This is a genomic window from Oceanicaulis sp. LC35 (assembly GCF_052055585.1).
Taxonomy (GTDB): domain Bacteria; phylum Pseudomonadota; class Alphaproteobacteria; order Caulobacterales; family Maricaulaceae; genus Oceanicaulis.
In genome coordinates, this window is sequence record NZ_CP170485.1 from 2,502,537 (window position 1) to 2,522,645 (window position 20,109).

At 61.9% G+C, this 20,109-nt stretch carries 22 protein-coding genes; 12 read left to right on the plus strand and 10 right to left on the minus strand.

Annotated elements, in window-relative coordinates; all coding sequences use genetic code 11:
* Complete coding sequence (locus ACFELO_RS11960) at positions 1–240, plus strand: helix-turn-helix domain-containing protein (protein WP_440959922.1); 240 nt, start codon at positions 1–3, stop codon at positions 238–240.
* On the opposite strand, the gene ACFELO_RS11965 is transcribed toward ACFELO_RS11960, so the two are convergent.
* The 4 genes from ACFELO_RS11965 to ACFELO_RS11980 all read right to left on the minus strand — a co-directional run bounded on the left by ACFELO_RS11965 (position 237) and on the right by ACFELO_RS11980 (position 3,957).
* Complete coding sequence (locus ACFELO_RS11965; protein WP_440957992.1) at positions 237–809, minus strand: hypothetical protein; 573 nt, start codon at positions 807–809, stop codon at positions 237–239. The genes ACFELO_RS11960 and ACFELO_RS11965 overlap by 4 nt on opposite strands.
* On the minus strand, positions 806–1,306 hold the full coding sequence (locus ACFELO_RS11970; RefSeq protein ID WP_440957993.1) for a hypothetical protein: 501 nt from the start codon (positions 1,304–1,306) through the stop codon (positions 806–808). The genes ACFELO_RS11965 and ACFELO_RS11970 overlap by 4 nt, the downstream gene beginning before the upstream one ends.
* Positions 1,307–1,520: 214 nt before the next feature.
* Positions 1,521–3,272: a GmrSD restriction endonuclease domain-containing protein gene (locus tag ACFELO_RS11975; protein ID WP_440957994.1), complete on the minus strand. Its 1,752-nt coding sequence runs from the start codon at positions 3,270–3,272 to the stop codon at positions 1,521–1,523.
* Between the two features lie 91 nt (positions 3,273–3,363).
* Entirely contained in the window at positions 3,364–3,957 is a 594-nt protein-coding gene (locus ACFELO_RS11980; protein ID WP_440957995.1) for a TlpA family protein disulfide reductase, read from the minus strand.
* Between the two features lie 56 nt (positions 3,958–4,013).
* On the opposite strand from ACFELO_RS11980, the gene argH reads away from it, so the two are divergent.
* Genes argH through ACFELO_RS11995 form a run of 3 tightly spaced genes read left to right on the plus strand, consistent with a single transcriptional unit; the run spans position 4,014 to position 8,235 of the window.
* On the plus strand, positions 4,014–5,468 hold the full coding sequence (argH, locus tag ACFELO_RS11985) for an argininosuccinate lyase (protein ID WP_440957996.1): 1,455 nt from the start codon (positions 4,014–4,016) through the stop codon (positions 5,466–5,468).
* Positions 5,465–5,662, plus strand: a complete 198-nt coding sequence (lptM, locus tag ACFELO_RS11990) for an LPS translocon maturation chaperone LptM (RefSeq protein WP_440957997.1) — start codon at positions 5,465–5,467, stop codon at positions 5,660–5,662. The genes argH and lptM overlap by 4 nt, the downstream gene beginning before the upstream one ends.
* A gap of 47 nt (positions 5,663–5,709) precedes the next feature.
* On the plus strand, positions 5,710–8,235 hold the full coding sequence (locus ACFELO_RS11995; protein WP_440957998.1) for a DUF4175 domain-containing protein: 2,526 nt from the start codon (positions 5,710–5,712) through the stop codon (positions 8,233–8,235).
* Between the two features lie 3 nt (positions 8,236–8,238).
* On the opposite strand, the gene ACFELO_RS12000 is transcribed toward ACFELO_RS11995, so the two are convergent.
* Positions 8,239–9,189, minus strand: a complete 951-nt coding sequence (locus ACFELO_RS12000; protein ID WP_440957999.1) for a zinc-ribbon domain-containing protein — start codon at positions 9,187–9,189, stop codon at positions 8,239–8,241.
* 68 nt (positions 9,190–9,257) lie between these two features.
* Here ACFELO_RS12000 and ftsE point away from each other — a divergent pair, with 68 nt between their 5' ends.
* From ftsE to ACFELO_RS12025, 5 genes are read left to right on the plus strand one after another with little or no spacing between them, the layout of a single operon-like run.
* Positions 9,258–9,977 (plus strand): cell division ATP-binding protein FtsE, encoded by a 720-nt coding sequence (ftsE, locus tag ACFELO_RS12005; RefSeq protein ID WP_440958000.1) that lies wholly within the window; start codon positions 9,258–9,260, stop codon positions 9,975–9,977.
* Positions 9,974–10,876, plus strand: coding sequence for a cell division protein FtsX (locus ACFELO_RS12010; protein WP_440958001.1), 903 nt, complete (start codon positions 9,974–9,976; stop codon positions 10,874–10,876). Before ftsE ends, ACFELO_RS12010 begins: the two co-directional genes overlap by 4 nt.
* Positions 10,873–11,442 (plus strand): YdcF family protein, encoded by a 570-nt coding sequence (locus ACFELO_RS12015; RefSeq protein ID WP_440958002.1) that lies wholly within the window; start codon positions 10,873–10,875, stop codon positions 11,440–11,442. The genes ACFELO_RS12010 and ACFELO_RS12015 overlap by 4 nt, the downstream gene beginning before the upstream one ends.
* A 27-nt stretch (positions 11,443–11,469) precedes the next feature.
* Positions 11,470–12,201 carry a lysophospholipid acyltransferase family protein gene (locus ACFELO_RS12020; protein ID WP_440958003.1) on the plus strand — a complete coding sequence of 244 codons (732 nt, stop codon included), beginning with the start codon at positions 11,470–11,472 and terminating at the stop codon, positions 12,199–12,201.
* Positions 12,198–13,241: a DUF2125 domain-containing protein gene (locus tag ACFELO_RS12025; RefSeq protein ID WP_440958004.1), complete on the plus strand. Its 1,044-nt coding sequence runs from the start codon at positions 12,198–12,200 to the stop codon at positions 13,239–13,241. The genes ACFELO_RS12020 and ACFELO_RS12025 overlap by 4 nt, the downstream gene beginning before the upstream one ends.
* A 75-nt stretch (positions 13,242–13,316) precedes the next feature.
* On the opposite strand, the gene hisC is transcribed toward ACFELO_RS12025, so the two are convergent.
* Together hisC and ACFELO_RS12035 are read right to left on the minus strand one after the other, a co-directional pair.
* A complete protein-coding gene (gene hisC / locus ACFELO_RS12030; RefSeq protein ID WP_440958005.1) occupies positions 13,317–14,396 on the minus strand; it encodes a histidinol-phosphate transaminase in 1,080 nt (359 codons plus the stop codon).
* Complete coding sequence (locus ACFELO_RS12035) at positions 14,393–15,178, minus strand: class I SAM-dependent methyltransferase (RefSeq protein ID WP_440958006.1); 786 nt, start codon at positions 15,176–15,178, stop codon at positions 14,393–14,395. Before ACFELO_RS12035 ends, hisC begins: the two co-directional genes overlap by 4 nt.
* A gap of 105 nt (positions 15,179–15,283) precedes the next feature.
* Between ACFELO_RS12035 and gloB the strand changes: the two genes are divergently transcribed.
* The gene (gloB, locus tag ACFELO_RS12040) at positions 15,284–16,051 is read left to right on the plus strand and encodes a hydroxyacylglutathione hydrolase (RefSeq protein ID WP_440959923.1); all 768 of its coding nucleotides are present in this window, start codon (positions 15,284–15,286) and stop codon (positions 16,049–16,051) included.
* On the opposite strand, the gene ACFELO_RS12045 is transcribed toward gloB, so the two are convergent.
* Complete coding sequence (locus ACFELO_RS12045; RefSeq protein WP_440958007.1) at positions 16,052–17,173, minus strand: hypothetical protein; 1,122 nt, start codon at positions 17,171–17,173, stop codon at positions 16,052–16,054.
* Positions 17,174–17,232: 59 nt separating this feature from the next.
* Between ACFELO_RS12045 and ACFELO_RS12050 the strand changes: the two genes are divergently transcribed.
* Positions 17,233–17,685: a cupin domain-containing protein gene (locus ACFELO_RS12050; protein WP_440958008.1), complete on the plus strand. Its 453-nt coding sequence runs from the start codon at positions 17,233–17,235 to the stop codon at positions 17,683–17,685.
* Here the strand turns inward: ACFELO_RS12050 and ACFELO_RS12055 are convergent.
* Positions 17,682–18,416, minus strand: a complete 735-nt coding sequence (locus ACFELO_RS12055) for a DUF4908 domain-containing protein (protein ID WP_440958009.1) — start codon at positions 18,414–18,416, stop codon at positions 17,682–17,684. The two genes, ACFELO_RS12050 and ACFELO_RS12055, sit on opposite strands and share 4 nt — an antisense overlap.
* Positions 18,417–18,496: 80 nt before the next feature.
* Positions 18,497–19,219 (minus strand): beta-ketoacyl-ACP reductase, encoded by a 723-nt coding sequence (locus ACFELO_RS12060; RefSeq protein ID WP_440958010.1) that lies wholly within the window; start codon positions 19,217–19,219, stop codon positions 18,497–18,499.
* A 203-nt stretch (positions 19,220–19,422) separates the two neighbouring features.
* Between ACFELO_RS12060 and phaR the strand changes: the two genes are divergently transcribed.
* The gene (gene phaR / locus ACFELO_RS12065) at positions 19,423–20,022 is read left to right on the plus strand and encodes a polyhydroxyalkanoate synthesis repressor PhaR (RefSeq protein WP_440958011.1); all 600 of its coding nucleotides are present in this window, start codon (positions 19,423–19,425) and stop codon (positions 20,020–20,022) included.
* Positions 20,023–20,109 lie beyond the last annotated feature (87 nt).

Genomic DNA, 20,109 nt, shown 5'->3' on the forward strand with positions numbered 1-20,109 from the left:
ATGCCCCTGATCATCAATCTCGACGTCATGCTGGCCAAGCGGAAGGTGAAGTCCAAGGATCTCGCCAAACATCTGGGCCTGACCGAAACCAGCCTGTCCCTGTTCAAATCGGGCAAGCTCAAGGGCATTCGCTTCAAGAATCTCGAGATGATGTGCGAGTATCTCGACTGCAAACCCGGCGACATTCTCGATTACGTGCCCGGCCCTTCCGAAGAGCCTGAGGATACGCCCGGAGACTAGAGATCGGCCGGCTCGACCATCCCGTCATCTTCGTCTGATGCAGCCGGATTGAAGCTGCCGCGCCGCGCCTGTTCGAGCTGGGCCAGATGCAGGATGTCACGCGCCATCTGCGCGCCGATATAGGCGTAGGACACCACCCCGGTCACCGTGATCACAAAGGCGGCCGCCAGCAGGCCGAGCGCCCAGCCATCAATGTCTGAAGTACTCCCGACAACGCCCATGATCCCACCTTCCAGAATCTGGTTGAAGATCACCAGAACCGTAATGGGGGCAGTAAAGTTGACGATGGCGGTATAGCGGAACGCCGCCTCGGCCTGCTCCTTGCTGACAGCGGCCAGCCCTGTGAAATAGGACAATCCGACCGCCCCCAGACCTGCAAGCCCCGCCTCAAGCCTTCTGGCGCGATCAGGGCGCCGCATCAGCTTCACGCGATGGCTACGCGTTCTGGGATTGAACCCGGTCAGAGCGCCGAGGCTCAACGCGGAACCGAGGGTGGCCAGAATGCCAAACTGCGTCTGGGTCTGATCAAACAGAGCCTCAGCCGCTTCATGATCGTTTGCGTAAGTCATTGCGCCTCAAACGCCCGTTCCACGGGCCAGTCTGCTGTTTCCGACCGCCAGGCGAGGCTGGCGACTTTCCACACGCCCTCCTGCCGGGCCAGAACGATGGTGTTTACGCCCGTCGCGATCGTCTCGCCCGTATCGTGGCGGGTCGCTTCATAGGCGCTGAGGACCGTGGCGAGCCCGCCATAGACATGGGTCTGGCGTCGGGTTTCCGCCTCGGTGAAGCCCATTTCAGACAAGCGCCCGCGATTGCGCTCGACATAGTCCTCAATCGTCAGGATCACCACGCGCTCTTCGCCATCAGGCTGCGGCGCCAGCACCGTCATTTGCGCGCCCTCAAGGAACATGGCCCGGAAGCGATCCCAGTCCCGCGCCTCGCCCGTCGGACCTGAGATAACGTCATAGAGCGCCGCAACGGCCTCACCCGGTGTATCCTGGGCAAGGGCCGGCGCTGACAGGCCCAGGGCCGCGCCAGATGCAGTTGCAATCAGGAAATGGTTCACAGCGAGTCCTCCCTAAAATGGACAGAGAAACGCGGGCTCTCTCATTATCTGAGTACGCCCTTGTCAAGGACCAGGCCCAAGTCGTAACGGCTTTTAATGTCGTGCTCATGAAAGCAAACTACTAGGCCGTTTCAGTCATGGTATGAGAAAAAACTCCGGAATCTACATTTCCGGAGTTTCTTGGCTTGATCTACTTCTCAATCAGGCGCTGGAGCTAAGCTTCGTCCTCATCATCTTCATCGAGACGAGCTCCGCCGCTATCGAAACCTAATTCTTCCAATAGTTTTTCGAAATAACTCTCACGAAGTTTCATAAAATCTCTGAAGTCACTCTTAGATTTTTGTGGCTGCCTTAAAATTAGCAAGCCTTGCTCTGAGATACCTTGAACTGCATAGCTAGAGCGATAATCGGGATTGGCCTGCTCAGCAGCCTCAACTTGATAAATGGGGTCATCATCCAGAAACCTCTTATTGGTGTCCTGATGCAACTGCATTGTATTTAACAATCTATTTGAATTGTCGGAGCCCTTATCCCAACCTGAGAGTTTATCAACGAACTTTGTTGGGAAAATATGATGCAACTGAGCAACAGAACTTCCCACATTTATTTCTTCTTGGTTTACTGGGTCTCGGGTCTTTTCTCGATTTAAAAGAGCCCTCATCATCTTTCCAATTGCCCCAGTTGGTATTACTGAAATCAAGGAAGGCACCCGTACACTTGTGAGCCACTCAGGTTCTGGACCTAAACCCTTAATCCATTGCGTTATCGTTTTTGAATCCAGCTCTTGTTTGTTGTGCACGCCCTCTTGATATCTTTGAGATATAGCGGAACCAACGACCCATCTTTTCAGCTTTACATTAACAGAAGCAACTCTATCGCCAGGTATCGCACTGTAACCGATATCATCCATAACCTTTACTAGTGGAGCGAATATGGAATCGTATGGAATCAAAGATGGGGTCAAGTCTAACGCCATCCCTAAGTGCTTAGTTAACCAAGCACCAGCTGCTTCTAACCCCTCAAAAGCAGGTGCATTGAATTGCTCCCAAATTTCAGCCGTCAATGTTTTTGGCAGCAAAGATTTTTTCGGAGAGTTACCGGCTAAGAGAACTGCAGTTTGCAGCACAATCTCACCAGTCTTGTCCATATTTGGATAATATTGCAGTTTTTCTCGCTGCTGAGCGATATCCTTACGGAGGTCAATATTCTTCGGGAACAAGACCGCCACCACAAGCTCAAATGGCGTTAAAACCTTGCCACTTGAATTCAGTGTAGCAAAAATCCTACTAACTGCATCTAACTTAAATTCAGACTCAATATTTATAATTGGAATAGAAGGGCCAACACTAACAAGAAAATAACCATTAATAATATTTCTTATTAATGGCTTTCTGTCTGGGTACTTATCCAGATAATCATCAAAATACGTTTCTCTTTTTCTAGAGTTTGCGCCCAGCAATAAAGGGGTAAACAAAAGGTGCTTGTCACATAACAAAGAATATGGATTTTCAGTTCTAGTTCTAGCCTTCAAATATCCAGCATCAACATCCAACTCGCTAACAAATGCCTTAATGTCGCTTTCCGATTCTATATCATATCCAGATTCATTAAAAGCTTTTGAAAGCCGATCAAGATCCACGAAATACTGGGACTTAAGCTCTATGTTGTCATTAAAATACAAGTGAATGCCAGCAGTAATCCTTTGCTGGCCGTCCAATATCAGCTTTCCTGCAGAAACATGTTCTGCATCTGAATCTGCGCCATAAAACGGGCGCGCTTGGAAATCATCATCCCCTCCCTCTATTTGAATCATGCCATTCAGGGGATAACCTTGCCGAACGGAGTCAAACAATAAAATAACTTGTTTTCTTTGCCATTTAAATTCTCTCTGAAACGCAGGAAGCTTTACCTTTCCTGTCTTCGCATCCTCTACCAATTTAATATAATTAACTACTGAGCCAGACATATCTTCTCCAAGCACACGAAAATAGGAAATCTGCGCGACTATCAAAGAACGTTAGTAGAACTTCTTAGCCGCAGACAATCAACAAGAAACCTTAATACCGCTCCAGCGCCGCCTCGATCAGGGCGTGGGCTTCCGGGCTGTCCCATTCGGCTTCGCCCGCCAGTCGTCCGATCTCCAGACCATTGCGGTCATAGAGAATGGTCAGCGGCAGGCCGCGATTGGCGCTGCCCATGACGCCAAAGGCGATGCTCATGCCTGGATCAAAATAGAAGTTCAGATTCTCAAGCGCGCGTTCTTCAAAGAAGGCCAGCGGCTCTTCAATGCGGCGATCCATGGAAATGGTCACGACCTCGAACTGATCCGAACCATAGCGCCCCTGCAACGCGTTGAGATAGGGCATCTCCACCACGCAGGGCGGGCACCAGGTGGCCCAGAAATTCACCAGCACGATCTTGCCGCGCTTGTCCGCAAGGGTCAGCTCTTCACCCGTTTCGGTGACTAGCGTGTTCAGCGGCTGATCCGGCGCTTCGGGCACAGTGCGGAAACTGGCCATCGTCCCCACAGCGTAACTGTCGAGCGGGCCATGGGCGGAACTGACAAACGAACTGAAAATGACGTATAGGATGGCCAAAGCGCCAATGCCGCCGACCGCGAGAATGCCCGTTTTCAGTGACAGCGCTTTCATTTCGACCTCTTCCCTACAGGTTCCGCTCCCGAACCTCGCCCAAGGACGCCTCGCCCATGACCGAAGATGTAAAATCCCAGAACGCTCAGGCCAGCGGAATCTGGGGCGGCCGATTTAACGCCGGACCTTCCGCCGTGATGCAAGCGATCAATGCGTCTGTGGGCGTAGATCAACGACTTTTTGAACAGGATATCGCCGGCTCCCTCGCCCATGCGCGGATGTTGGCCGCCTGCGGCGTGATTTCAAGCGAGGACGAACAGGCGATCACTGCCGGCCTCATCGCCATCCGCGATGACATCATCGCCGGCGAGTTCGAGTGGAAGCCCGAGCTTGAAGACGTGCACATGAATATCGAGGCGGCGCTGAAAGACAAGATCGGCGCCCCCGCCGGTCGTCTGCACACCGCCCGCTCGCGCAATGACCAGGTCGCCACCGATTTCCGTCTCTGGCTGCGGGGCGCGCTCGATGACGCCGCTCAGGGCCTGCGCGCCTATCAGGAAGCGCTGGTCAAACAGGCCGAGGGCCATGCCGACTGGGTGATGCCGGGCTTTACCCATTTGCAGACCGCCCAGCCCATATCGCTGGGCCACCATCTTCTGTGCTGGGTCGAAGCCGCCGAACGTGACCGGGGCCGTATGCTGGATGCGCGCGACCGCCTGAATGAATGCCCGCTCGGCGCGGCCGCGCTGGCCGGCACCGCCTTCCCGATCGACCGCTCCATGACCGCTGACGCGCTCGGCTTTGATGTGCCGATGGCGAATTCGCTCGACGCCGTGTCCTCGCGCGATTTCGCGCTGGAAGCGCTGGCCGCCGCCGCCATCACGGCTGTGAACCTGTCGCGCTTTGCTGAAGAGATCGTCCTGTGGACTTCGGGCCGATTCCGCTTTGCCCAGCTGACCGACGCCTTCTCCACCGGCAGCTCGATCATGCCGCAAAAGCGCAATCCGGACGCCGCCGAGCTGGTGCGCGCCAAGCCGGGCCGCATTTCCGGCGCGCTGCAGGGTCTGATCATTGTCTGTAAAGGCCTGCCGCTCGCCTATTCCAAGGACATGCAGGAAGACAAGCAGATGGTCTTTGATGCGTTCGATGACCTGGCGCTCGCCGTGGCGGCGATGACGGGCATGGCGTCTGATCTCAGCTTCAACCGCGAAACGCTCGAAGCAGCGGCCGGGGAATCCTATTCGGACGCGACCGATCTCGCTGACTGGCTGGTGCGTGAGCTGAACATGCCCTTCCGTGACGCCCACCACGTCTCCGGCTCTGCGGTGAAAGCCGCCGAAGCCAAGGGCGTGCCGCTGAAAGACCTGCCGCTTGCCGATTATCAGGCCATCGAGCCGAAGATCGATGATCGGGTCTTTACGGTGCTGTCCGCACGCGCTTCGATGGAAAGCCGCACCAGCTATGGCGGCACCGCCCCGGTGCGGGTGCGCGAACAGGTGCAGGCCTGGAAAGAGCATTTCGAGTTTGAAGCAGATATGTTCGCCGATGACGCTGACGGAGAGCCGGCATGAAAAAACTGACCCTCGCCTTTCTGGGCCTTGCGGCGGCGATGGTGCTGTCCGGTTGCGGCATTCGCGGTGATCTCGAACGCCCTCCGCCCTTCTGGGGCGCGGATGAGCGCACCGATGAAGAGCGCGCCTATGAGACCGAAGACGCGCCGTCGCGAACCGAATCCGAACCCACTGCAAACGGTGAAACCCGCTAGGGCTTTCCCCCGTGCAAAGCGGGCTTTGAGCGTATAGCCTTTGAGCCATGCAACGCTCGCACGCCTTCTTTCGCGCACGCATCGCCCTCCTGTGGGAGCGCGCCGCGCCGGTGCTGATCGGCCCGGCGCTGGTGCTGGGCCTGTATCTGGCGCTGGCGCTGTTTGGCGTGTTCGAGCGTCTGGGCGATCCATGGCGACTGATCTCTCTTGCCGTGACGCTGGGCGCAGGCGCGGCCTGGATTCGCTACAAGCTGCCCGCCTTCCACGCCCCGACCCAGGTCGAGATCGAACGCCGCGTCGAAGACGATAGCGGCCTGAAGGATCGTCCGTTCGAGGCCCTGCGCGATGCGCCGGCGTCGGGCGACCCGCAGCTCTGGTCCGCGCATATCGAGCGTATGAAGGCCAGGCTCGCGCGCGCCCGCGCCCGTCGCCCCAAAGCGGCCTGGGCCCGGCTTGATCCTTATGGTGCGCGCGTCAGCCTTGTGATCGTGCTGATCGCGGGCGGATTTCTGGCCGGTGAGCTGGCCGGCCCGCGTCTGGGCGACGCCTTCGCGCCGCGCCTTCTGGCGGGCGGCGGACAGGATGCGCGCGTGGATCTGTGGGTCGAGGCCCCTCAGTACACGGGTCGCCCCGCCCTGTTCCTGCGCGACCGACGCACGGCGGAAATTCCCGAAGGCTCGACGCTTTACGCCCGCATTGCCGGGCTCAATCGCGCGCCCAGCATTTCCGGCGCGCCATTTGAGACCGAAACCCTGTCTGAAGGCGTGCAGCTGGCGCGCATTACCCCCCAGGCGGATGGCGTGATCAGCCTGCGCGCCGGTCGCCTGCGCGAAAGCGTGGACTTCACGCTGATTGAAGACACGCCGCCGCACCTCACCTTCGCCGCCGAACCCGAAGGCGATGCGCAGGGCCGGCTCAAGCTCGAATTTGTCGCCGAGGATGATTACGGGCTCGAGACGATCTGGCTCGAATACGCCCGCGCGCCCGAGGATGAGAGCCAGCCTGCAACAGGCTTCCAGTCCTACGAGATCACTCCGGGCCAGATCCGCGCCTCTGATGACGGTCTGAACCTCGCCGAGATCGACCTGTCGCGCAGTCCACTGGCGGGCGAACGGGTGGTGATCCGCCTGTCAGGCCTTGATGGCGCAGGTCAGCGGGGTGAGAGCGGGGAGATGACGATCACCCTGCCCCAGCGCGTGTTCCTTGATCCGCTGGCCCGGTCCGTCGCCAGCGAACGCCGCCGCTTCCTGCAGGTCTCCAACAGCTATGACGCCATGCCGGACGGGCCGCCCCGCGAGCGCCCCTTCCTCGATGATCAGCCGCAACGCCGCCTCGAACGCGCACCGGACGAAGTCCAGCGCCTCGCCATGGCGCTCAACGCGGTCAGTGATGCGCCGTCGGCCTATTTTGACGACGCGATTGTCTGGATGGGCTTGCGAACCGCGCTGATGGAAGTGCGTCGGGCGCGTGAGCTCGATGAGCTCGACCATATGGAGAGCGATCTGTGGGACATCGCCCTGCGCGCCGAACTGGGCAGCCTGGCGGACGCCGAAGCCGCCCTCGCCGCGGCCGAACGCGCTTTGGCGGATGCGCTGGCGCGGGGTGCGGACCAGATCGAAATCTCCGCCCTGATGGACGCCTTCGAGCAGGCCATGCAGCGCTATATGCAGCTTCTGGCCCGAGAGGCCGCCGAGGCCGGACGATTCTCTGGAGGCGGTGGCGGCGGCATGTCTGCTGACATGATCGAGCAATTGCTGGAAGCCCTGCGCGAGGCGACCGAGCTGGGCGACACCGAAGGCTCGCGACAGGCGCTCGCCATGCTGGCCGAGCTTCTGCGCAACATGCAGGTCACGCTTGGTCAGGGCGATGGGGATGGCGAGGGTGAAAGCGCCGCCGCTCAGGCCATGCGCGAGGCGCTGGAAGAGCTGAGCGACGCCATCAATGAACAGCGCGGGCTGATGGAGGACACCTTCAACGCCCAGCGCGAACAGGAGAACGGTCAGCAAGGCCAGTCCGGCCGCGATCCGCTATCCGACCCGCTTGCGCCCGGTGATCCCGAATACGGTCTGGGTGAAGAGGGCGAAGACTCACAGAGCTTTGAACGTCAGGACGGCGCCTCGGGTCGTGGCCTGCAGGATCTGGCCGAGCCGCAGGAAAACCTGCCCGGCGGGCTGGATGGCATTGAAGAAGCCATGCCCGGCAGTGAAGCAGGCGAAGACGCCCGGCAAGCCCTTCAGGATGCCCGCCGCGCCATGGAAGACGCCGCCCGCGCCTTGCGTGAAGGGGATGGCGAGGACGCGCTCGCCCGTCAGGACGAAGCGCTGGCAGGTCTGCGCAGCGCCGCACAATCGGCCGCTGAAGCGCTCGAACAAGAGCTCAATCAGGGTCAGGACGGGGAAGGCAATGACCCGTTGGGCCGGGGCGCTGCGGAAGGGCAGAACACGGAACTGCCGAGCGAGAGCGAGCGTCAGAGGGCCCGCGACATCCTTGAAGAACTGCGTCGCCGGGCCGCTGAACGGGGCCGTCCACAGGAAGAACTTGATTATATCGACCGGCTGCTGGAGCGCTTCTAGGCGCTAGTGATGGTCGCTGGCATGAGGCGCATCATGGCTGTCGCCATGGTCTGACGCCGCTGCGCCATGCCCGGCAGAGCCATGATCATCATGAGACGGCGCCGCCTCGTGATGCGTCTCGGCAGGGGCGGCATGATCCCCGGAATGATCGTCAGCGCCATGCCCGTCATCATGGGACGGCGCGGCGTCATGATGGGCCGCCGGAGCGTCATGTGACTCAGCTGCAGCGTCATGGTGCGCCGGTTCCGCCGTCTCGGCGCCCTCTTCAGCGATGATCACTTCGACCCGAACCGCGCCTTCCGGCACGTCTTCAAGCGTGGTGTAGAAGCGTTCCGCTCCCCCGCCCGGCAGGGCCGCGGCTTCCAGCGCCACGGGCCAGCTGCTCAGCACGACGCCGTGTGAATCCAGCACCCGCGCGCTCAGCGGCACGGTCGGGCGCTCACCGCGGGTAATGTTCTCAAGCACGCCCTCAACGAACAGCCCCCCCTCTTCAAAGCTGGCGGTCAGCATGCCGACCTCGAGCCCGTAGGGATTGATGTCCATGCCCACCACCGCATAGGCGCCGGCGGTGCGCGGCCAGGTCTGCACGATGTTGACGCGGAAGATCACTGCGCCGACCAGCGCCACGGCGACACAGGCGGCGACGCCTGCCCAGCCTGCGCCCTCAACGGCCTTGCGTTGTTTGAGACGTTGCTGTTCGGCGCGCGCGCGTACGGCGGCGGCCGGTTTCTCACGAATGGAGGGCGCGGGTTCCGCCTCGGGTTCAGGCGCAGCAGCAGACGCAGCAGGCGCGGCCTCGAACGCGGACTCAACCGGCTCGCTCAGCGTCAGCCCCTCATCCTCGACGACCCAGGAGTGTGCGCAGGCCGCGCACTTCACCTTGTTGCCGCGGGCCGCCAGAGCATCCGCGTTCACGCGATACTTTGCCTCGCAGCTGGGACAGGTCACGATCATGGACGGACGCCTCGCTTGTCCTGCATAGTCGACTTCGAATTCACGCCAAGCTGCGGTACGCCAGACCCATGAGCTCAAACCCGAACGATCCGGCTCCAAACGCAAAAGCCTTTGATACGGCTGTGCGCTTTGATTCCGTGGGCATGCGCTATGGTCGGGGGCCCGAAGTGCTCAGCGACCTAAGCTTTGAGTTACCAAGCGGAAGTTTCCATTTCCTCACCGGACCGTCCGGCGCGGGAAAGTCTTCACTGCTGCGACTTATTTATCGCGCCGAGCGCCCGTCACGCGGGCTGATCAGCCTGTTCGGCCAGGATGCGTCCTTGATGTCGCGCGAAGCCCTGCCCGCCCTGCGGCGACGGATTGGCGTCGTTTTTCAAGACTTTCGCCTGCTTGATCACCTGACTGTCTTTGACAATGTGGCCCTGCCGCTGCGCGTCGCGGGGCAAGCGCGATCCAGCTATGCCGAGGATGTGGCCGAGCTTCTGGCCTGGGTCGGACTGGGCGAACGCATGGACGCCTTCCCCTCCACCCTGTCTGGCGGGGAACAGCAACGCGCTGCGATTGCGCGCGCGGTGATCTCCAAGCCGGACCTTCTGATCGCCGACGAACCCACGGGCAATGTGGACCCGGAAATGGCGCGGCGCCTGCTGCGCCTGTTTGTGGAGCTGAACCGTCTGGGCGCGACCATCCTGATGGCGACCCATGATCTGACCCTGGTGAACAGCCTGAATGCGCCGGTGCTGGAGTTGTCCGAAGGCCGTCTGGTGGGCAAGGTGCGCGCCGCATGAGCCAGGACAAGTCCAAATCCCAACGTGTTGCGCCCCTGCTTCCTCCTGATTCGGGGCGCGACCGGCCGCTCTTCGCCGTGGCGGCGATTCTGGTGTTCCTCGCCTGTCTGTCCGCCTTTGGCGCGGCGGGCGCCTGGCGGGCCGCCGATGGCTGGACGGATCAGCTGACCGCCGAGATCACCGTTCAGATTATTCCCGGCGAAGGCCGCGATGCCGATGCGGACGCGGTCGCCGCCGCCGAAGCCATCGCCCGCCTGCCCGGCGTGACCGGCGTCATCGCTATGGACCGGGCCGAGGCCGAGCGTCTGGTCAGCCCCTGGCTGGGCTCGGCCGACCTGCCCGAAGACCTGCCCATTCCCCGGCTGGTGGCGGTGCAAATCGATGCCGAAACCCCGCCTGCGGACGGTGCGATCGAGGCGCTCCTGGCGGACGAGCCCTATGAAATTCTGGTCGATGACCATCAGCGCTGGGAAGACGCCGTGCAACGCGCCGCCAATGCCGTGCGCTATTTCGCCCTGGGGCTGGTTCTGCTGCTGACAGTGGCCGCAGCAGCCGTGGTGGCCTTCGCGGCCCGCGCCTCGCTTGCAGCGCGGTGGGATGTGGCTGAAGCCCTGCATCTGGTGGGCGCGCCGGACCGCTATGTCACCGGCCTGTTTCAGGAACGGTTTTTCTTTCTGGGCCTCAAATCGGGCCTGACCGGCTCTATTGCTGCCGCCCTTGCAGCCCTTGGACTGGCGCAGGCCGGAGCAGCCTCGGGCGGATTGTTCTTCGTGCCAACCCTGGAGCTGGGCTGGAGCGCACTGATGATCCCGCCCCTTGCGGCGCTCATCGCGGCGTTGATCGCAGCGGTCGCGGCGCGCACCGCCGTCGCCAGTGATCTGAAGGCGCGATGGTCATGAGCGGCGGGCGGTTTCTCAGGCTCACCGCCTTCATCCTTCTGACCGCCTTCGTGGTGGGCTTTGCCCTGTTTGTGCGTCAGGCCCGCACGTTCACCCCGGACGCTTCGGTTCAGGGGCAAGCCATTGTCGTCCTGACAGGCGGCCCCAACCGGGTCAGCACCGCCGCCGCCCTTTTGCAGGAGGGGTCCGGGCGCCGCCTGCTGATCTCCGGGGTCAATCCGGACAGCCCGCCGGCGGACATCGCCGCTGCGGCGGGCGCCTCGCAGGCCCTGTTCGAGTGCTGCGTGGATTTCGGCCTTCAGGCCGCCGACACCATCGGCAACGCCGCCGAGACCGCCGCCTGGGCGCGGCGGCACGGCTATGACCGGATCATTGTCGTCACCAGCGACTATCACATGCCGCGCGCCCTGCTGGAGTTGCAATCGGCCATGCCAGATATGCAACTGGTCGCCTATGGCGTGCCCGCTCCGGCGCCGTGGAGCGGCGGTCATGAAGCCCGGCGCTGGCTGGTGGAGTACGTAAAATACGCCGCCGTCTATGGACGCGAGCGCGTTCGCACGCTTTAAGCCATCTGAACGATGGGGGAGAGGTCCGTGGCCGCAATCAGGTCAGCGATTTTCGTAGTCTGGATGTACGGGGTGATGATGGTGATGGGGCTGGTCTGCGCCCCGTTGCTGCTGGGCCCGCGCCGCGGCGTGAAAGCCTGTCTGCGCCTGTATCTGTGGCTGGTCTTTGGCGGCCTGCATCTGATCTGCGGCATTCGCTATGAAGTGCGCGGTCGCGAACACCTGCCCGAGGGCGGCGCGCTGATCGCTTCCAAGCACCAGTCCATGTTCGAGACGCTGGCTTTCTGGGCGATTCTGGATGACCCCGCCATCATCCTGAAAAAAGAGCTCTCCTACCTGCCGGTCTTTGGCTGGTACGCCATGAAGCTCAAGAATATCAAGGTGGACCGCTCCGCCGGCGCCAAAGCCCTGCGCGACATGCTCAAACAGGCCAGCCAGCGCGCCGAGGAAGGCCGTCAGGTCGTCATCTTCCCCCAGGGCACGCGACTGGAGCCGGGTGAGAGTGATAGCTACAAACCGGGTGTTGTCGGTCTATACAAGGCCATGAAGACGCCCTGCGTGCCCGTCGCGCTCAATTCAGGTCTGTACTGGCCACCCCATGGTTTCGTACGCAAGCCCGGCGTAATCATTGTCGAATTCCTGCCCGCCATCGAACCGGGCCTGAGCAAGGACGCCTTCATGGCCGAACTCCAAACCCGGATCGAGACCGCTTCGGACGCCCTTCTGCCCGCTTCGGTCCAGAACGAGACGGCGGCATGATCGCAAAATCCGCTTCCGACCGCCCGCATTCCCGACTCGGCCTGTACCTGCCCTTCGGCGCGCTGGCGCTGCTCATTGTCGTGCACGCCATCTACTGGGTGATGATGTCCGGCCAGATCCGCACCGCCGCTGAGGCCTGGATCGAGGACAAAGTCGAAGCCGGGTATGTGATCGACTATTCGACCCTGAAAGTGCGCGGCTATCCCTTCCGCTTCACCATCCATCTGAGCGAAACGGACGTCAGCGCGCCGGTCACCGAGGGCGGCTGGCGGATCTCCCTGGACGCGGCCGCGGCCAGTGCTCAATTCTATAATCTGGACCACTGGATCGTCACGCTGGGCCACAACGCCATTCTGGACACCCGGATTGACGGCGAACGCTCCCAATACGCCCTGACCAGCGAGAAGGCGCGGTTCAGCCTGATCACCCGCAAGGGTATGACCAGCCAGATCGGCGCCGAGATCAACGCCCTGACCATCGACGCGCTGAGTGGTCCCGAACCGCTGATCGGATCGATCGATCGCTTCGCCATGAATGGCCGCATGGCCGAAACCGGCGAGTTCATCAGCGGTTTCGAGGTCGAGGGCGTGCGTTTTGACGAGAGCCAGAGCGAAGAACCGCTTCCGACCGCCTTTGGCGATACGATCGAGCTTTTCCGCCTTGATAGCGTTCTGACCGAGTTCGATACGCTGTCTCTGGCGGGCGATCCGCTGGCCTGGTCCCGCGCCGGCGGTTCCCTTGTGATCCGCCAGACCCGGCTGGACTGGGGGCCCGCCGTCCTGACCGCCGCAGGCGAGGTGACGCTGGATTCCCAGGTCCGCCCCGCAGGCCGGTTGAGCGTTGTGCTGTCTGATCCTGAAAGCCTGATCTCGGCGCTGGAGGATGCCCGTTTGGTCTATGACGAACAGGGGGCAGCCTTGCGGCTGGCCGCCATGATGGCGCCGCGCCGCGATGAGGGCATCGCCCTTCCCTTCCTGATGCAGGATGGCGGCCTGTTTCTGGGCCCGGCCCGTATCGGCAATGTAAACGCGCTGGACTAGACACTCCTCAGGCTCACAAAAAAGCCCCGGACGCCAGGCGTCCGGGGCTTTTTAGAGTGCATCGCCTGGGAGCGCTTACGCCTTGGCGAAAGCCTCCAGCGCGTCGACCACGGCGCGGTTATGCTCTTCTAGCCCCACCGAAATGCGCAGGGCGTTCGGCAGGCCATAAGGCTGCACGCCGCGCACGATCAGGCCGCGCTCGGCGAGATATTTGTTGGCGTCGTCTGCGGTCTTGCCCGGCGCTTCGGAGAAGTGCACCAGCACAAAATTGCACACCGACGGCGTCACCTCATAACCCAGCCCGCCCAGTTGCTGGGTCAGGAAGGCCAATGACTGGTCATTGTGTTCCTTGGACTTCTTCAGGAAGTCCCGGTCCTGAATGGCGGCGGTCCCGGCCTCGATGGCGGGCAGGTTGACGTTGAACGGGCCGCGCACGCGGTGGATCACATCCACCACCTCTTTGGGACCATACATCCAGCCCAGACGCAGACCGGCGAGGCCGTGGATTTTCGAGAAGGTGCGGGTGACGACCACATTGCCGTACTCGCTCACCAGCGCCAGCGGGTCTTCATATTCAGGCGCGTCGACAAACTCGCCATAGGCACAGTCGATCACCAGAAGCGTGGAAGCGGGCAGCCCCTCGCGCAGGCGGCGGATCTCCGAACCCGAAATCCAGGTGCCGGTGGGATTGTTGGGGTTGGCCAGGAAGACGATCTTGGCGTCATCGCCCGCCGTCTCGATCAGCGCGTCCACATCAGCGGTGTAGTTCTTTTCAGGCGCAGACACGATCTCGGCGCCGGACTGCATCGCCACCAGGCGATAGACAAGAAAGCCGTACTGGCTTTGGACGACCTTGTCGCCGGGTGCGAGATAGGCCTTGCCGATCAGCTGCAGCAGCTCGTCAGAGCCGGCGCCGCAGACGATCTGATCCGCCTTGAGGCTTTCCATCTTCGCGATGGCTTCGCGCAACTCGGTCGCGCCGCCATCGGGATAGATATGAAGCGAGCTTGCCGCCGCCTTGAACGCGTCCGCCGCCTTGGGGCTGCAGCCCAGCGCGTTCTCGTTCGAGGACAGCTTTACCGCCCCTTCCGGAGCGGCAGCGCCCGGTACATAGGGTTTGATGTCGAGAAGACCGGGACGGGGTTGGAGCGTCATGGTGCGCCTTTCTGCTCATCTTCATGCGGTGTGCGATCTGACCGAGGAGATAGCGCGGGCCCTGTGACGCCTTCAAGCGCCTTTCTGCGCACACGCTGCGTCGCGCCGCCGGCGCGCACTGCGCCCACATGCTTGACCGCCTCGCTCAGAATGAGACCGCCAAAGGCCGGCCACAACCGCTCGCCCGCGGTTTCAAAAGCCTGCGCCGTCTTCGGACCACAGGTGAAACGCCAGGGCGGCGCAAACAGGGCGCGCGACCAGGCGACCGGCTCGAACAGGGCGTCGCCCAGCAAGCCTGTCAGCTGGCTGCGGCTGAACGGGCGACCATGGCCAAAAGGTGTAGAATCCGCCCGCGACCACAGACCCGTCCTGTGTGCGGCGATCACCAGCAAGCGTCCTTCGGGGGCCATGACCCGCCAGACCTCGCGCAACAGACGCGACGGATCGGAGGCTTCTTCCAGAGCGTGCACAAGAATGACCCGGTCAAACAGGGCTTCCTTGAACGCAAAACGTTGCTCATCCCCCAGTACGCTCAGACCACCCCGGCCCACGCCTTGTGATGGCCAGGGCACCGCGCCCTGGGCGGCGGGCATGAAGGCGATCGTCCGCCGGGCCTGTTCACGGAAGGGTTCCAGATAAGGCGGCGCATAGCCGAAGCCGAGCATGTCGAGCCCGGCCACATTCGGCCAGAGGGCCTGAATGCGCCGCTGGACCATGTCGCGCGCGGCGCGGCCGGGCGGGGTGCGGTAGAAGCGGGCGATATCAAGCGCGTCGGTTCGCATCAGTCAGCTCATGGAAAGCAGGTCGGGGCCCATGCTAGGCTCTTGACCGGATAAGGGTAAGACCCCGGCTGACAGCAAGGGGTTTCTCATATGGGAGACAGCGTGATGGCGCTTGAAATCCGGCAATTTCCCTGCCTTCAGGACAATTACGGCTATCTGATCCGCTGCTCGGAGACGGGCGAAACCGCAGTGATCGACACACCGGAAGCCGCCGTCATCCTGGAAGAGGCCCAGACGCTGGACTGGCCGATCAGCGCGATCTGGAACACGCACCATCACTGGGACCATGCCGGCGGCAACACCGCCATCCGCGAAGCCACCGGCGCCCGCGTGGTCGCGCCGAAAGCGGAAACCGCCACCATTGGTCATGTCGACCAGCCGGTGATTGCAGGCGATGTGGTGACGCTTGGCGAACTCACCGCCCAGGTGATCGATGTGGGCGGCCACACGCTGGGCCATGTGGCCTACTGGTTTGAAGAAGCGGGGGTGGCGTTTGTCGGCGACAGCCTGTTTGCGCTCGGCTGCGGCCGCATGTTCGAGGGCACGCCCCGGCAGATGCAGGCGGGCCTGGCGCGCCTGCGCAATCTGCCGCCAGAGACGGTGATCTATTGCGCTCATGAATACACCCAGGCCAATGCGCGCTTTGCGCTGAGCGTCGATCCCGACAATCCCGCCCTGCAAAGCTATGCCCGCCGGGTGGATGAATGGCGCGCGCAGGGCCAGCCAACCATCCCGACCGTGCTCGCCGCGGAATGCGAGGCGAACCCCTTTCTACGCTGGGATGATGACGCCTTGCGCGCCCGGCTGGGCCTGCAGACAGCCAGCGATGCCGAAGTGTTTGCGGAGCTGCGCCGCCGCAAGGATGCTTTCTGATCAGGCGGCCTTGGACTGCTCTTCAAAGCCCAGCACGCTATCATAATCGAGCAGCAGGGCGCGGGCTTCGGCCACCGGCAACTCGCCTGCCTTGCGATCCCCCTGCCAGAAACGCCAGGAGGCGCAGACATGCTGGATACGGCTGATGTCGTCACCCATTTCCACAAACAGGTCCGGCGCCGCGTTCAGGAAAGATGACAGGGCGCCGCCATCGCCGTGATCCAGAAAGCGCGAGAACTGGTCATGGTATTGCTGCAGCTTGGTCTGAACGCGGGCCCAGCGCTGCTTCGCCTCGCCCGTCACACTGCTAACCAGCTGTCGAAAGCCATCACGGTCTTCAGCCGGAACCTGACCCAGATTGAGCGCATTGAGCGCGGTCAGGAAGCGCGCCAGATCCTTGCCGCATTCGCCGGCGCGCCAGCAATAGTACAGCGTCCCCTTCCAACCGTTCACGCTCAGACGATACTCGTCCGGCGTCATGCTCAACGCATCGCGCAGCACATCCAGCTTGGGCGACTCATGGTCTTCAAACAATGTATTCGCCAGACGGTGGGCCTGCGTCAGCGACCCGTCCTGCGACGTGTTGAGCGCGCGCCGGACCAGAAGATTGATCTGCCCGGCGACAAATTCGCTGATCTGGCTCACTTCCTGAGCGCTCATCTGGAAGTAGGCGTCCGAGACCTTGCGCTTGGACCGACGGAAATGATCATAGAGCAGATACGGGTCGAAGGAGGGCAGCGAGCAGAGCTCGCGCAGACGCGCGATATCGTCCCGGAAACGGGGCAGCGTCTTGGCCACGCCCAGATGCGTGCTCAGCTTCTCGGCCAGCCCCGGATCCTCGACAAATATGCTGTGCCCGCCGGAATCAAGATTGGTCTCCGACATCGGGATGATGATCTTGGTCGCCGAAATACGCGCGCCGCTGACCTGCTCGCGCTCCCAGGGGCGAAGCGTGTGTTTCACAATGAAGCTGGTGTTCAGCCGTTTGGTGTTGAACATGCTCGTCTTGCTGGTCAGTCCGAGCGCGCCCGCGCGCTCGTTGATCGACAACAAATCCATGACCCGGCTTGTGGAGCCGCCCGATTTGAGCAATTTCAGCTTACCAAAGGTATTCTGGGACATGGACGGTGCCTGTTCTGTTCTGAGAATGCTTTGCAATTTTCAAGCCAGAGGCAAACAGCATGACAATATCTGGTGATCTGGGGGTTAATGAAATCATCAGGATGCTCGACATGTCCCCGCACCCCGAGGGCGGACACTATGTCGAGACCTGGCGCGATGGCCCCGGACCGGATGGCCGCGCCCGTTTCACCGCCATCTATTTCCTGCTGGCGGCGGACGAGGTTTCGCGCTGGCACAAGGTGGACGCCGCCGAGACCTGGCTCTGGCAAGCCGGCGCGCCGCTATCTCTGAGCTGGAGCGAGGACGCCCGCACCGCCCGCCATCAAAGGCTGGGGCCCAATCTGCGCGCTGGCGAGCGTCCGCAACAGGTCATCCCCGCCCATGCCTGGCAAACCGCGGAATCACTGGGCGCCTGGACGCTGGTCAGCTGTCTCGTTGCGCCCGGGTTTGAATTTGAAGGCTTTGAGCTGGCGCCTGAAGACTGGCGCCCCGGCCCGGACGGCGCCCCCTAGCGGGGCGTGTGGCTTTCAAAACTGCGCCGGACAAGCGCCGAGCTTGGACGCCCGCCATACCCCAGAGCGGGCGCGATGGACACGTCCAGAACCTGACCGTCATAGCGGACCTGCGGGGCTTCAGCCACGCCCAGACGGACCACTTCAAGATCGCGGACCGACCGGCGCGGCGCCAGATCGGCGCCCCGGCGCACCATGCGCATGGCATCGGCCATATAGGCGTTTCCCTCGGGGTCGAGCGCGGTCAGCTCCGCCAGGACTTCCTGACGTGAAATCTGCGCCAGTGCGTGCGCCATTTCCGACGCCGCCCGCTCCAGCGCTTCGCCATCCATGGGTTCGGCGGCCAGAGGCTGCGCCTGCCCCACAGGCTCGACGATCACGCCGTCAGGACGATCGGTCGGGAAATAGGTCCAGCCGCCCAGATTGGACTGGCGCAGCAACATGCGGCCGGTATCGGTGATCCAGATTTCACCGCCGCCCGAAGCACGCACCTGATGGACCGCCAGAATCTCGTCATCGTCATCAGCGCGGATGAGCGGCATGGAGGCGGAGCGGTCAAAGGTGAAGCCGCCACGACCATCCGCGCGCTCGAACCACAGCGAACGCTCGACGGTCTGGATTTCCTGCCCCAGCATGCGCCGGAACGGGTTGCTCTGTGCGAAGCCTTCTCCGGTTCCAAGCGCGCAAAGGCCGACGCTGAGAACAAGAAGGGCGAAAATTCCACGTTTCATGAAAGCACAGTGTAATCCGCTTCACGGCGATTTCGAGGCGCAAGCGCGGCCTGTCTGCGGTCAGGGCCCAGCTGTGGCCCTCAGGTCATATACTGCCCGCCATTGGCCGTCAGCGTGGCGCCCGTAATGAAGCTGGCCTCGTCAGACGCCAGGAAGACCACGCATCGGGCGATCTCCTCAGGCTCACCCAGACGGCCGGCCGGAATGGTCGAGATGATCTGATTGCGGATCTCCTCCGGCACCGCCATCACCATTTCGGTCGCCACATAGCCCGGGCAGATCGCATTGACGGTCACGCCCTTGCGCGCACCCTCCTGGGCGAGCGCCCTGGTGAAGCCCAGATCGCCCGCCTTGGACGCGGAATAGTTCGCCTGGGCGAACTGGCCTTTCTGACCATTGATCGAGGAAATGGTGATGACCCGGCCAAAGCCGCGATCACGCATGCCCGGCCAGACCGGGTGGGTCATGTTGAAGACGCCGTTGAGATTGGTGTCGATCACTTCGCGCCATTGCTCTGGCGTCATCTTGTGGAACGGCGCATCGCGGGTGATGCCGGCGTTATTGACCAGAATATCGACGGGGCCGAGCGCCTCTTCGACCTGCCTTATGCCTTCTGCGCATGCGTTGTAATCGGCGACTGACCATTTGAAAGCGGGGATGCCGGTTTCTTCGGTGAACTGCGCTGCGACAGAATCATTGCCGCAATAGTTCGCGCCGACGGCGTAGCCAGCATTCTTCAAGGCGACTGAAATTGCACGACCAATTCCCCGCGTTCCGCCTGTCACCAAAGCTGTCCGCCGCATCTCGATTTCCCCTTTGTCCTTTGGCCCTAACTCGGGTTATGCTGCGCAGCATAACAATATGGCGCTCGCAGCAATCACGATGTGAGCGCCTGCCTTCGAGCCTCCGCGCCGTACTTGATTAATGACGTCGATTTGTACGCGAGTCGAGCCGGTTGTTCCGGGGAGTTCGAAGCAAGAGACAGGGATCGCAGGGAGGACAACGCGTGACCGAGACCAAGACGTCAGACGTCGTAATCATCAAGAAATATGCAAACCGGCGGCTCTATGACACGTCAGCCAGCCGATATGTGACGCTCGACCATTTGCGGGAGCTGGTCCGCGAAGGGCGTGACTTCAAGGTGATCGACGCCAAGTCAGGAGACGATCTGACGCGGGGCGTTCTGGCCCAGATCATCTTCGAGGAAGAGTCCAAGGGCGAAACTCTGCTTCCGGTCGAGTTCCTGCGACAGCTGATCTCCTTTTACGGCGACTCCATGCAATCGATGGTGCCCAGCTATCTGCAGATGTCGATGGAGACGTTCGCCCGCCAGCATCAGGCCATGCGTGACAAGATGGCGGGCGCGATGGGCGAAGCCATGGGCGGCGGCTCGATGGCGATGCTGGAAGAGCAGGCCAAGCGCAATATGGCGATGTTCCAGCAGGCCATGTCCATGTTCACGCCCTTCTCCACCGGCGCCTCCATGGGCGACATGCCCGGCGCGCCTTCACAGGAGCCGGCCGCCAAGACCGATGACGTGCAGGCCCTGCGCGCCGAACTCGACGCCATGCGCCAGAAGCTCGATCAGCTGGCCTCCAAGGAGTGACGCGTGCCGTTCTGAACCACCATCACGGTTAATGGTGCGTTTAGAGACGTAAACGAAGCGTTAAACCTGGCCTGGACCTTGCTCGGT